12 protein-coding genes are annotated in these 12,884 nt (G+C 33.4%); 10 read left to right on the forward strand and 2 right to left on the reverse strand.

Annotation, left to right across the window (positions count from 1 at the left end; genetic code table 11):
- The 4 genes from CLV00_RS06845 to CLV00_RS06860 all read left to right on the forward strand — a co-directional run bounded on the left by CLV00_RS06845 (position 1) and on the right by CLV00_RS06860 (position 3,885).
- Entirely contained in the window at positions 1 to 507 is a 507-nt protein-coding gene (locus CLV00_RS06845) for a DUF6702 family protein (protein WP_099714423.1), read from the forward strand.
- Positions 508 to 566: 59 nt separating this feature from the next.
- Positions 567 to 2,810: a M1 family metallopeptidase gene (locus tag CLV00_RS06850; protein ID WP_099714424.1), complete on the forward strand. Its 2,244-nt coding sequence runs from the start codon at positions 567 to 569 to the stop codon at positions 2,808 to 2,810.
- 110 nt (positions 2,811 to 2,920) lie between these two features.
- Positions 2,921 to 3,322, forward strand: coding sequence for a twin-arginine translocase TatA/TatE family subunit (locus CLV00_RS06855; RefSeq protein ID WP_099714425.1), 402 nt, complete (start codon positions 2,921 to 2,923; stop codon positions 3,320 to 3,322).
- A complete protein-coding gene (locus CLV00_RS06860; RefSeq protein WP_099714426.1) occupies positions 3,322 to 3,885 on the forward strand; it encodes a phosphatase PAP2 family protein in 564 nt (187 codons plus the stop codon). The genes CLV00_RS06855 and CLV00_RS06860 overlap by 1 nt, the downstream gene beginning before the upstream one ends.
- 146 nt (positions 3,886 to 4,031) lie before the next feature.
- On the opposite strand, the gene CLV00_RS06865 is transcribed toward CLV00_RS06860, so the two are convergent.
- On the reverse strand, positions 4,032 to 4,673 hold the full coding sequence (locus CLV00_RS06865; protein WP_099716267.1) for an O-methyltransferase: 642 nt from the start codon (positions 4,671 to 4,673) through the stop codon (positions 4,032 to 4,034).
- A gap of 81 nt (positions 4,674 to 4,754) precedes the next feature.
- On the opposite strand from CLV00_RS06865, the gene rlmN reads away from it, so the two are divergent.
- From rlmN to dnaG, 6 genes are all read left to right on the forward strand, one after another.
- Positions 4,755 to 5,798 (forward strand): 23S rRNA (adenine(2503)-C(2))-methyltransferase RlmN, encoded by a 1,044-nt coding sequence (gene rlmN / locus CLV00_RS06870; RefSeq protein ID WP_099714427.1) that lies wholly within the window; start codon positions 4,755 to 4,757, stop codon positions 5,796 to 5,798.
- A 79-nt stretch (positions 5,799 to 5,877) separates the two neighbouring features.
- Positions 5,878 to 6,855 (forward strand): polyprenyl synthetase family protein, encoded by a 978-nt coding sequence (locus tag CLV00_RS06875; RefSeq protein ID WP_099714428.1) that lies wholly within the window; start codon positions 5,878 to 5,880, stop codon positions 6,853 to 6,855.
- Between the two features lie 149 nt (positions 6,856 to 7,004).
- Positions 7,005 to 7,565 carry an RNA polymerase sigma factor gene (locus CLV00_RS06880; protein WP_099714429.1) on the forward strand — a complete coding sequence of 187 codons (561 nt, stop codon included), beginning with the start codon at positions 7,005 to 7,007 and terminating at the stop codon, positions 7,563 to 7,565.
- Positions 7,552 to 8,298: a hypothetical protein gene (locus CLV00_RS06885; RefSeq protein WP_099714430.1), complete on the forward strand. Its 747-nt coding sequence runs from the start codon at positions 7,552 to 7,554 to the stop codon at positions 8,296 to 8,298. Before CLV00_RS06880 ends, CLV00_RS06885 begins: the two co-directional genes overlap by 14 nt.
- 47 nt (positions 8,299 to 8,345) lie before the next feature.
- Entirely contained in the window at positions 8,346 to 9,938 is a 1,593-nt protein-coding gene (locus CLV00_RS06890) for a hypothetical protein (RefSeq protein ID WP_099714431.1), read from the forward strand.
- A 132-nt stretch (positions 9,939 to 10,070) separates the two neighbouring features.
- On the forward strand, positions 10,071 to 12,047 hold the full coding sequence (gene dnaG, locus CLV00_RS06895) for a DNA primase (protein ID WP_099714432.1): 1,977 nt from the start codon (positions 10,071 to 10,073) through the stop codon (positions 12,045 to 12,047).
- A 118-nt stretch (positions 12,048 to 12,165) separates the two neighbouring features.
- Here the strand turns inward: dnaG and CLV00_RS06900 are convergent, their stop codons facing one another.
- Positions 12,166 to 12,795 carry a response regulator transcription factor gene (locus CLV00_RS06900; protein WP_099714433.1) on the reverse strand — a complete coding sequence of 210 codons (630 nt, stop codon included), beginning with the start codon at positions 12,793 to 12,795 and terminating at the stop codon, positions 12,166 to 12,168.
- Positions 12,796 to 12,884 lie beyond the last annotated feature (89 nt).

The raw sequence follows: 12,884 nt of genomic DNA on the forward strand, positions 1-12,884 counted from the left end.
ATGAAAAAAACAATCTTAATTACTTTTTTTGGCCTATTATTTTTAACGTTGACTTCTTTTAGTGTACATAAATTTTATGTAGCATTATACCAAGTAAATTACGCTCCCCAAAAGAAAATGCTTCAAATTACCGCTCGTATTTTTGTTGATGATTTGAATAGCGCCGTTGGGAAAAAGTATAGTAAAAAAATCAATTTGGGCTCCGAAAAAGAAACAGATGAAGATTTGATTTTGTTGAAAAAGTATTTAAGCGAAAAATTCTCCGTAAAAATAAATGGACAACCGAAGGCCATGAATCTTTTAAGTAAAGAAATGGAAGGAGATGTACTTATTTGTTATTTAAGTATTAAAGAAGTCGCTAAAATTAATTCACTCGAAATTTATAACACAGTTATCATAGAAGGAAATTCAGAGCAACAGAATATTATGCATTTTAATGTGGCTGGTGTAAAAAATACACTACTATTTACAGAGTCCACATCCAAGGGAATGTTAAAATATGAATAAATTTAGAGAAATTTGTTTTAAATTATTATTTTCACGCACTGATAACCAGATTTCCACCTATGAAAAAATTTACATTATTATTACTTCTTCCCGCAATTTTATTTGCCCAAGAAAAAACGGCACCTGTTGCGCCAAAACAAACAGGAAAATATGATACCAATAAGTTTAGTCAAATGTATGACCTGTTAGCAACACCTAACATGTTTCGTACGGCTTCTGGAGCTCCGGGTCCGGCTTACTATCAGCAACAGGCTGACTACAAGATAAATGTAGAGCTTGATGACAAAAAATCTAAATTAACTGGTTCTGAAACGGTTACTTATTATAACAATTCTCCAGATACTTTAGAGTATTTATGGGTTCAGTTAGACCAAAATCAAGCTGCGAAAACTTCGCAGACTCCATTGGCGGAAAGCCAAAGAATGGAACAGGTTTTTCCTGCTGGAAACTTCGCAAATAAGTTCTTGAAACAAGAGCAAGAGCGTGGTTTTAACATTGAGTTCGTGAAAGATATAAAAGGAAATGCTTTGTCCTATTCGATCAATCAAACGATGATGCGTATTAATTTAGCAACGCCAATGAAACCTGGTGAAAAATTTACTTTTTCTATCAATTGGTGGTATAATATCAATAATTACAGACAAGACGGTGGTCGTTCTGGATATGAATTATTCGAAAAAGAAGGAAATAAATTATATGTAATTGCTCAGTTCTATCCTAGAATGGCGGTTTATAATGATGTTGAAGGATGGCAGAATATGCAATTTTGGGGAACGGGAGAATTTACGTTGCCTTTTGGAAATTTTGATGTAAATATCACCGTTCCTGCAGATCACGTTATGGAAGCTACAGGGGAATTGATGAACAGAAGCGAAGTCTTTACTGCAGAGCAAGTAAAAAGATACGAACTGGCTCAAAAATCATTTGACAAACCAGTTGTAATTGTTACTCAAGCGGAAGCTGAAGCAAGCGAAAAAGGTTTTTCAGAAAAGAAAAAAACATGGAAATTTAGTGCTAAAAACGTAAGGGATTTTGGTATTGCTACGTCAAGAAAGTTTATTCTTGATGCAATGGCAGTTCAATTGACTAACAAAACAGTTATGGCAATTTCAGTTTATCCTAAAGAAAGTAATCCACTTTGGGGAGAAACTTCAACTAGAACTGTTGCTCATACTTTAAAAAGTTATTCATCTCATACATTTGACTATCCTTATCCAAAAGCAGTTTCTGTTTCAGCAGAAGATCAAGGTATGGAATACCCAATGATTTGTTGGAATTATGGTCGTCCTGACGAAAAAGGAGTGACTAGTGAACGTATTAAAAACGGAATGATTGGTGTAGTAATACATGAAGTAGGACACAATTTCTTTCCTATGATTGTAAATTCTGATGAGCGTCAATGGTCTTGGATGGATGAAGGTCTTAATACTTTTATGCAATACATGGCTGAACAAGAAATGGGTACAAATTTCCCTTCAAGTCGTGGACCGGCAAGTAAAATTGTTCCTTACATGAGTGGAGATCAAAAATTCTTGGAGCCAATTATGTCAAACTCTGAAACGATAGTTCAATTTGGTGCTAATGCTTATGGTAAGCCGGCAACAGGTTTAAACATCCTTAGAGAAACGATTATGGGAAGAGAATTGTTTGACCATGCTTTCAAAGTATATGCAAACAGATGGAAATTCAAGCATCCTACACCAGAAGACTTTTTTAGAACCATGGAAGATGCATCAGCAGTAGATTTAGATTGGTTTTTCAGAGGATGGTTTTACTCTACTGATTTTGTAGATATCGGAGTGAAAGAAGTAAAACAATATTTCGTGTCTGAGACAGCAACAAAAGAATTGAAAGACGCTGTAGTAAGAAGAGGGCGTTTTGGTCAAGAAAAAGGACCTTTCGTTTATTTAGTTCCTGGAACAAGTGAAGAATTATCAGCTAAAGACAAGAAAGCATTGGCAATTGCAGATGTAAATTTACTATCTGAGTATGTAAACCAAAACTTCTCTGCAGATGAAAAGTTAAAATTAAAATCTCCTAAGTATTTCTACGAAGTAGAGTTTAACAAGCCAGGAGGAATGTTAATGCCAATTATTGTTGAATTGACTTACGAAGATGATACGAAAGAAACATTCAAATATCCAGCTCAAATTTGGAGAAAAAACAACGATACCGCTAAGAAAGTGTATGCAACTGAAAAAGCAATTAAAAAGATTCAGATAGATCCAAAATTAGAAACAGCTGATATTGATGTAACCAATAACGCTTGGCCTAAAGAAGAAGTGAAGTCTAAATTTGATTAAATAAAGACATAAAATTAAAAAAGACTCTGAAAAGAGTCTTTTTTTTATGAAAAAATTAAAAGTCAAAGATTCAAAATTAGGTATATTTGTAGCAATAAAAAACAAAAAATATGTTTGGCATAGGAGGAGGCGAATTAATTTTTATCATGTTTATAGTACTGATGCTTTTTGGGTCAGATAAAGTACCGGAAATAGCCCGCACCATGGGTAAAGCAATGGCACAATTAAAACATGCTACAAATGACATAAAAAGTGAAATTCAAAAAGGAGCTGAGGCTAATGGATTTGATACACAAACATTAACCGATTTAAGAGGAAATATTACATCTCATATCAATAAAGCTAAGGATGATTTATTGGGAGATACGTCTCAAATTAGCGATATAACCGGAAATATCACCTCAGAAATTAATAAAGCCAAAGACAATTTACTGGGCGAAACTACCACTCAAATCGAAACAACTAAAGAAGCTATAGAAGATGTTGCAGGACCTATAAAACGTCAGATGTAATGTTGGATAAATTACTGTCTTTAGATACAAAATTGTTTGTTTTTTTGAATGGATTAGGGTCAGAAACCTATGATGGACTTTGGTTATTTATTACGAAACAAAGCAACTGGATTCCTCTTTTTTTACTCCTTTTGTATGTTCTTTATAAAAAACTTGGCGCTAAGCAAACCTTATATTTATTGCTTTTTGTAGCGGCTTTAGTCACATTTACAGATCAAGCAACAAACGTATTCAAGAACGGATTTCAACGATTGCGACCATGTAATAATCCTGAAATAAATTCCTTTATACGCATCGTTCAAGTCAGAAACTCATTTAGTTTTTTCTCAGGTCACGCTGCAAATTCAATGGCAGTTGCTACATTTTTGTTCTTTAATTTTAAAGACAAAATCAAGTTTTTCGGCTTCCTGTTCTTGTGGCCACTCATCTTTGCATACAGTAGAATTTACTTGGGATTGCATTATCCGTTAGATATTCTTACGGGTTATTTATTCGGTTTTACTTTTGGATTTTTGATGTTCAAAGGATACAAAATGGCACAACAAAAGTATTTTCCACAATAGTTATTACGAGAAACGAAATAAGCTGGAGCTATTTCCTGCTCTACGCTGTATCTTTTTTTGTTATTTTTCCTTAGGTCAGAATAACAAGAAAAAGGATGCCGCTTCTATCAGGGCTAGGGCATTTGTTTTCAATAGAAATATCGAAACTATAGAACTCTGCTTACTGTCAATCCATCACGAATAGGCAACAAAACCGTTTCTACTCTGGGATCAGTTGCTAATAACTGATTGTATTCCAGTAATACTTTTGTACTCAAATCATTTGGGTGTAACGGTTCCAGAACTTTCCCACTCCATAATACATTGTCTGATAAGATAATTCCGCCTGTATTCATTTTTGGAAGAATCAATTCAAAATAGTTGAGGTAATTTTCTTTATCAGCATCGATAAAAACCAAATCAAATTTCAAGTCAAGCGCTGGAATAATGTCAACTGCTTCGCCTAAATGTTGTACAATTTGTTTCCCCCAAGGCGATTTATCAAAATGTTTTCTTTGAAAATCAACTAATTCTTCTTTGATGTCTATCGTGTGCAATTGTCCGGTTACCTGCATGCCTTCGCACAAACACAACGCCGAATAACCTGTGTAAGTACCAATTTCCAGAATATTCACCGGCCGAATCAATTTAGACAACATACTCAAAACCCGACCTTGAAAATGACCGCTCAACATTCGTGGCAACAGAATTTTTTGGTACGTTTCTTTATTCAACGCCGCCAGTAAAGCAGGCTCTTTTTGAGAATGTTGCTCGATATAATCTTCTAAATCTTGGGAAATGAAATGCATTTTTTGAATTTTTTTCAATTGGAAGCAAAGTTATCAAATTATCAAATCAACAAATCAACAAATTGTCATTAAATTTGCATCATGGAAATCGAGAAAAAAGACATACGATCCTTATCAAAAGAACAATTGCGAGATTTTTTCGTAGCAAATGGAGACAAAGCCTTTCGTGGCAATCAAGTTTACGAATGGTTGTGGAGCAAAGGCGCACATAGTTTTGAGGATATGACCAATGTTTCTAAGGGAACACGTACGATGTTGGAGACGCATTTTGTTATTAACCACATCAAAGTGGATACGATGCAGCGCAGTGAAGACGGAACCGTGAAAAATGCCGTTCGTTTGCATGATGGTTTGGTGGTAGAATCGGTTTTGATACCTACAAATACAAGAACTACAGCGTGTGTTTCCAGTCAAGTAGGTTGTAGTTTAGATTGCAACTTTTGCGCTACAGCGCGATTAAAAAGAATGCGAAATCTGGAACCGGCCGAAATCTATGATCAGGTAATTGCCATTGATAAAGAAAGCCGTTTGTATTACAATCATCCGTTGTCGAATATTGTTTTCATGGGAATGGGAGAACCGCTTATGAATTACAACAATGTTTTGAAAGCAATCGAAATGATTACGTCGCCGGAAGGTTTAGGAATGTCACCTAAACGTATTATGGTTTCGACTTCGGGAGTTCCTAAAATGATTAAGAAATTAGCTGATGATGATGTGAAATTCAAATTAGCAGTTTCGCTACACTCGGCAATCGACGAAATTCGTTCCAGAATTATGCCGTTTAGTGCTAATTTTCCTTTAGCGGATTTACGTGAATCATTAGAATATTGGTACCGAAAAACTAAAAGCAAAATCTCCTACGAATATGTCGTTTGGAAAGATATCAATGACAATAAAGCTTCCATAGATGCCTTGGTGAAGTTTTGTAAATACGTTCCTTGCAAAGTAAATCTTATTGAATACAATCCTATCGATGATGGGGAATTTCAACAAGCTTCTGAAGAATCAATTAATGCGTACATAAAAGCGCTTGAAGCTAGCGGAATTGTAGTAAAAGTGCGAAGAAGTCGTGGAAAAGATATTGATGCAGCTTGTGGACAATTGGCAAATAAAGAAGCTTAAGAGTTTTCTTTTCGAAAAATATTCAAAAGAATGCAAGCATTTGTAAGATTCTAGGCTAAAATTGTATCTTTGAATTCTAATGAATATTACTTCACAAATAAAACAGCCCATTTTCAATGAAATGGAACTTTTTGAAAAAAAGTTCTATGAATCGATGACCTCAAAAGTGGCTTTGTTAAATAGAATCACGTATTACATCGTCAACAGAAAAGGAAAACAAATGCGTCCTATGTTTGTTTTTCTGACTGCTAAAATGGTTTCAGCCGGAATTGTAAACGAACGAACGTATCGTGGCGCTTGTGTTATCGAACTGATTCATACTGCGACATTAGTTCATGATGATGTAGTGGATGACAGTAATCGCAGAAGAGGTTTTTTCTCGCTTAATGCGCTTTGGAAAAATAAAATTGCGGTACTTGTGGGTGATTATTTATTGTCCAAAGGATTGTTGCTTTCTATTGATAATGGCGATTTCGATTTGCTTCGAATTATTTCTGTCGCTGTTCGCGAAATGAGTGAAGGCGAATTACTTCAAATTGAAAAAGCCCGAAGACTCGATATCACAGAAGATATTTACTATGAAATCATCCGAAAAAAGACAGCGACACTTATTGCTGCCTGTTGCGCTCTTGGTGCAAGATCCGTTATTGAAGATGAAGTTCAGGTAGAAAACATGCGTAAATTTGGAGAACTTATCGGGATGGCTTTTCAGATAAAAGATGATTTATTTGATTACACAGAAGATGCCATTGGTAAACCAACCGGAATTGACATCAAAGAACAAAAAATGACTCTGCCACTTATTCACGTCCTGAATACGTGTACTTCCAAAGAGAAAACATGGCTTATCAATTCCATTAAAAACCATAATAAAGATAAAAAACGCGTCAAAGAAGTTATTGCTTTTGTAAAAAACAATAATGGATTGCTTTATGCAGAACAAAAAATGGTCGAATTCCAGCAAGAAGCCCTTTTGCTTTTAGATAATTATTCGGATTCTGAGTTTAAAGACGCGCTGATTTTGATGGTGAATTATGTGATTGAAAGAAAAAAATAATTTTTTTAAAAATAATTTTCTCTCGTTAACTATTGATTTTATTGACTTTTTTGGTTTTAATTTTTTTAGAATCAAAAAATTTTCTATTTAAGATGCAACCTTTTTGCATTGTCAATCGTCTATACTTATAGAAACACTTTATAAAGATTTTGAAAGTAATCAACTTACATCAGGAGGAAAATGAATTAATCGAGTTAGCTGTCGAGAATAATCGGCATGCACAACAGAAAATTTATACCCAGTTTTCTCCAAAAATGTTAAGTGTTTGCCGTCAATACATAAAAGACATTCATCAGGCCGAAGATATCATGATTACTGCTTTTATGAAAGTGTTTACGAATCTGAAGAATTTTCAGCACAAAGGAAGTTTCGAAGGTTGGATTAGAAGAATCATGGTCAATGAATGTATTTCTTTTATCCGAGTTGAAAAAAAGCTAAAGTATAGTGAAGACGAAACCTATTTTGAAGAAAGTTTCAACAACATTGAAAGCCAATTTTCAATAGACGATATTCAGTTTTTAATAGACAGTTTGCCGGATGGTTATAAAATGGTTTTCAATTTATATGCTATTGAAGGGTATAAGCATCAGGAAATTGCAAGTATGTTAGGGATTAATGAAGGAACATCAAAGTCGCAGTTGTCACATGCCAGAAAAATGCTGCAAGGGCAGATTAATACGTTAAAAAATTACAGTTATGGAACCGAATAAATTAGAAACCCAGTTCAAAGAGCAATTGAATTCTCGGGAGATCAAACCATCAGAAATGGCTTGGAGCAAACTGGATGCAATGCTTTCGGTAGCTGACTCGAGCAATAGCGAACAGGCGAAGCAAAAACAAAAAACAAAATTCCCTTGGATGTTCATGGCGGCAAGTTTTGTTGGATTTCTATTAATAGGTACGGTTTATTTTAAAGGTTTTGAAACTGTAAAAATAGATAAGGGAAATCCAGTAGTTATAGAACAAAAAATAGATAGGAATGATTTAGAAGAGCCAGGAATAATTAATGAAACTGTTTTACCTAGCCAAGTTCAAAAAACAATAGTAGAGACACATAAAGTTGTCGCTGATAATAATAATCTGAAAAAGCAGCCAAAGCAACTTAATAACAAAGAGGAGGAAGCTTTAATTATCAATCAATCAAAAGAAAATGATGCTGTAGTTAATTCTTCTGAAAACAAGAATTACCAATCAACAAGTGTAAATAAATATATTTCAGCAGAAAAATTATTAGCGGAAGTTACGAATACTAAATTTGAACCTAAAGCTACTGATAAAACAATTGAAAAAACTAGAAAAGCTATTGTGGTAAATCCAAACAGTTTGTTGTCAAATGCTGAAACAGAATTAAATCAATCATTTAGAGAGTCTGCATTGAACAAATTCAATAAAAACTTTAATGCTATAAAAACAGTTTTAGTTAATAGAAATTACGAAGAATAAAAATCAATCATCAATAAAAATCAATCATCAATCAAAAAACGAAAATCATGCAAAAAATTATTTTATTCACAGCAATTGTGGTGCTTTCCTTTCTATGTAAGGTAAACGCTCAAGGAGTAGATGCCATAAAAAATAGTTCAGACTGGCACTATAGAGGTTCAAAGCCGGATAGTTATGAAATGGGATCAGATGCAGGGGCTGAAAAAAACAATCAAACGGTTTACAAAATTAAATCGATTCAAAGTAAAACGAATGGTTTTGGTACTATAATGAAAACCATACAACCGGATGCATTTTTGGGAAAAACAGTCAAAATGACTGCGTATGTGAAAAGTGAAAATGTAAAGTCATGGGCAGGGTTGTGGATGCGAGTAGATTATTATACTGCAGCAGTTTTAGCTTTTGATAATATGCAAAGAAGACCTATCAAAGGAACTAAGGATTGGACTAAATATGAGGTGGTTTTATATGTTCCAACTGAGGCAACAGCTATTTCGTATGGTATTTTATTAAATGAAACAGGGCAAATTTGGTTTAAGGATGTAACAATAGAAATAGTTGACGACTCCTTTGAAGAAACCGGACAAAATAAAGGAAGAGACCATAAAGTAATTTCCTTTGAAACCAAAGCTAAAGCTATTAGTAACGAAATTAAAGCCATTACAGATAATGAAAAAAATGCACTAAAAGTGGCTGTGGAATTAATTGATAATGACTTAGAAAAAGGTGTTGTTACTAAGGAGCAAGCAAGTGACCTTAAAATGCAAAAAGCAAAAATTCATGCTGCAGCCATTGAAGCAAAAGTGAGTGTTGAACAAGTAAAGTTAAATCAATTGGTACAAGATAAAGTTGATGGAAAAGTAGCGGATGAAAAGGATCATAGAAGAGGAGGTCGAACAATTATTCTAGGTAACAATCCAAATTCAATTGGTTCTCAAACCGAAATTAATATCACTTCAATGAAGGTTTATAATGGTCAGGAAGATAAAGAAGAGCGCCAGTCCAAAAGAACTACTTCACAATTTGTATTCGCTGCTGGATTGAATAATGTAGTGACTGATGGCTCTGTACAAAAATCAGATTTTAGGTATTTAGGATCGCATTTTTACGAGTGGGGATTGAGTTATAATACTAGAATTTTAAAAAACAACAATCTATTGCATGCAAAATACGGGTTTTCTGTAATGTACAATAATTTGCGAGCTACAGACAATAGGTATTTTGTAGTAGATGGAAACCAAACAAACCTTCAGGTAAATCCTATTCATCAGGATGATTCTCGTTTCAAGAATGTAAATTTAGTATTTCCAATGCACTTAGAATTTGACTTCACAAAATCCAAAGAAAGAGATGGGAAGACTTATTTTAAAACACACGATAGTTTTCGTATTGGTTTAGGAGGGTACGTGGGTACAAATCTAAAATCGAAGCAACATATAAATTATGATATTGATGGGTATAAATCAATAGAAATAACTAAAGGTGATTTTAATGTTGATAGTTTTATATATGGATTAAGCACTTATGTAGGATATAAATCTACCAGTTTGTACTTGAAATATGACTTGAATCCTTTATTCAAAGACAATACAGTGAAACAGAATAACGTTTCCTTAGGAGTGCGTTTTGATTTTAATTAGAAATTGTTTTAGTTAGTTTTATACTTTGAAAAGCACTTTGAAAGAAGTGCTTTTTTTGTTTTAGATATTGAATTTTAAACTTTGATTTGTGTATTTTTACACACTTTTCAATTATTAAATTTTATATCTAACTTGATTTCAAAAGCTACCATAGATACTGTTTTCGAAACTGCTCGTGTTGAGGAGGTGATTGGTGATTTTGTACACTTGAAACGTGCAGGAAGTAACTTCAAAGGCTTAAGTCCGTTTTCTGAAGAGCGTTCACCATCGTTCATGGTTTCTCCTGCCAAAGGAATTTGGAAAGATTTTAGTTCTGGAAAAGGTGGGAACTCTGTGGCTTTCTTGATGGAGCACGAAAAGTTTACGTATCCGGAAGCCATTCGCTATTTAGCCAAAAAATACAATATTGAAATTGAAGAAACCGAGCAAACGGATGAAGAGAAAGCCAATACTGATGTTAGAGAAAGTATGTATTTGGTTTCGGAATTTGCAAAAACCTATTTTCATAATACACTTTTAAACTCTGAAGAAGGGAAAGCAATTGGCTATTCTTATTTTAAAGAACGCGGTTTTACAAATGAAACCATAAAGAAATTTGGATTAGGATATTCTCCAGAAGCTTGGGATGCTTTTACTAAAGAAGCATTAGGCAAAGGATATAAATTAGAATTCCTGGAAAGTACAGGACTCACAATTCCTAGAGATGACAGGCCTTTCGATAGGTTCAAAGGGCGTGTGATGTTCCCAATACAAAGTATGTCAGGAAGAGTTCTTGGTTTTGGAGGAAGGATTCTTACCAATGATAAAAAAGCGGCAAAATACCTGAATTCACCAGAGAGTGAAATTTACCATAAAAGTAAAGTGTTGTATGGTATTTTTCAAGCCAAACAATCCATTGCGAAATTGAATAATTGTTATTTAGTTGAAGGATATACGGATGTAATTCAGTTCAATCAATCTGGAATTGAAAATGTTGTTGCTTCCTCAGGGACAGCTTTGACGCCAGATCAAATTCGTTTGGTTAATAGATTGACAAAGAATATTACCGTTCTTTTTGATGGAGATGCGGCCGGTTTGCGTGCTTCCATTCGTGGAATCGATTTGATTCTTGAAGAAGGAATGAATGTAAAAGTATGCACTTTTCCTGATGGAGAAGATCCAGATAGTTTTGCTAAGAAAACGTCTTATGATGATTTAGTATTATACCTTGAAAATAATGCTAAAGATTTCATTCAGTTCAAAGCTTCGCTTTTGATGAATGAAGCCAAGAATGATCCTATAAAAAAAGCAGACTTGATTCGGGATATGGTTGTCAGTATTTCTAAGATTCCGGATAGAATTCAACGTGAAATTTATATTCAGGAATGTTCCCGAATTATGGATATTTCGGAGCAAGTGCTTGTGAGTACCTTAGCACAATTAGTTCAAAAAGATGTTGTTGAAGTTGGCAAAAAGCAAAAACAAGAACAAAAAGCTTTTGAAGTTGTAAAAAATGAAAATCCTGTTGATGCGGAGAAGGTAGATACTTTGGGTATTGTAGAATGTGAAATTATAAACATACTTTTATCATACGGAAATATTTCTGAAAAATTTGAAGGGGTATTGATTGGAACTAATCCTGAAGGGGAAGTTGGTGAAGTAGTTGTAAAGAAAGAAAGAAAGGTTTATGAAGAAATATATTTAAGTCTACAGGAGGATGAAATAGAATTTGCAACTGGTTTGTTTAAAGAGATTTATAATGATGTAATAAGTGTTTATTTGCAAAATGATAATTTTAATTTAGAGAGATATCTAATGCATTTGAAACCAGAATTTGCTCAAATAATTACTGATATTGTGATGAATAATGAGAAATATGTATTGCATAATTGGGAAGGACAAAATATTTTTCCGAAGACTAAATTAGAGCAATTGAATCAAAATGTAACAGATAATTTATTTACGTTAAGATGGTATTTGATTAGTCAATTTATAGAAAATGCTAAGAACTCAGTTTCAAAAGAATCTGAAATAGATAATAGTGAGGTAATAGCTGAAATAATGGATTATATTAAACTTAAAACAAAGTTCTCTTATAAAACTGGTAGAGTAGTAGTGAGATATCATTAAAAAGCTCTCTATCATCCGAAACTGGTTCAGATAATACAGAGCCTTTGTCTATGGTTATGGATTATAATATATTAGTCCATTCTTTTTCAAAAAAATTAGGGAGAGTTATGTCGCGGTACTAAACGATCTCTAAAGTTTTTGCTTTGTTTACCAAGTCTACTAAATTAGTAACATTTAGTTTAGTAAGTAATCGTAATTTGTACGTACTAATTGTTTTTTCGTTTAGTTTCAGAATATCAGCTATCTCATGATTCTTCTTACCGTCACTTAGATAGCGTAAAACTTCTACTTCACGATTAGAAAGCTTACGATATAAGCGTTCGCTCTTACTTTGTTTTGCAATTAGGGCTAGATTTTTCTTTACGGTTTCATTTATAATTATCTTTCCTTGGTGGACTTTGATAATTGAAATTCCTAAAGTTTCTAGTTTTTCTTTTTTGTGGATGAATCCTGAAACTCCTGCTTTAATAGCATTTGGAGCATAAATTTGTTCTGAAAGACCACTGAAGATGATAATTTTAGTTTTTGGAAAATTTTTCAAGACTGCTTTAACCTCAAAAATACTGGAAAGACCTTCCAGCTCCAAATCTAAAACTAAGACATCAATCTCTTTAGTTAAAAGTATATCCCGTACCATCAAGAAATTACCAACATTGGCAACTATTGATATGTCTGCATTATCTTTAAAGTAAGATTTTACTCCAAAATGCACAACAGGATAATTATCGGCTATACATACTTTAATCATGATTTTAAATTTTTAGAATTATTTGTTATTGGAAATGTAAAATTAATAAATAAATTCTGTAATTAATTGTAAATCAATATAAAATGTGA

This window comes from Flavobacterium sp. 11 (genome assembly GCF_002754315.1).
Lineage (GTDB): Bacteria > Bacteroidota > Bacteroidia > Flavobacteriales > Flavobacteriaceae > Flavobacterium > Flavobacterium algoritolerans.

Coding starts and splice junctions, on each gene's coding strand:
- CLV00_RS06850 (WP_099714424.1), top strand. CDS start 567: ATGAAAAAATTTACATTATTATTACTTCTTCCCGCAATTTTATTTGCC.
- CLV00_RS06865 (WP_099716267.1), bottom strand. CDS start 4,673: ATGCATTTCATTTCCCAAGATTTAGAAGATTATATCGAGCAACATTCT.
- CLV00_RS06860 (WP_099714426.1), top strand. CDS start 3,322: ATGTTGGATAAATTACTGTCTTTAGATACAAAATTGTTTGTTTTTTTG.
- CLV00_RS06855 (WP_099714425.1), top strand. CDS start 2,921: ATGTTTGGCATAGGAGGAGGCGAATTAATTTTTATCATGTTTATAGTA.
- CLV00_RS06890 (WP_099714431.1), top strand. CDS start 8,346: ATGCAAAAAATTATTTTATTCACAGCAATTGTGGTGCTTTCCTTTCTA.
- CLV00_RS06885 (WP_099714430.1), top strand. CDS start 7,552: ATGGAACCGAATAAATTAGAAACCCAGTTCAAAGAGCAATTGAATTCT.
- rlmN (WP_099714427.1), top strand. CDS start 4,755: ATGGAAATCGAGAAAAAAGACATACGATCCTTATCAAAAGAACAATTG.
- CLV00_RS06875 (WP_099714428.1), top strand. CDS start 5,878: ATGAATATTACTTCACAAATAAAACAGCCCATTTTCAATGAAATGGAA.
- CLV00_RS06845 (WP_099714423.1), top strand. CDS start 1: ATGAAAAAAACAATCTTAATTACTTTTTTTGGCCTATTATTTTTAACG.
- CLV00_RS06900 (WP_099714433.1), bottom strand. CDS start 12,795: ATGATTAAAGTATGTATAGCCGATAATTATCCTGTTGTGCATTTTGGA.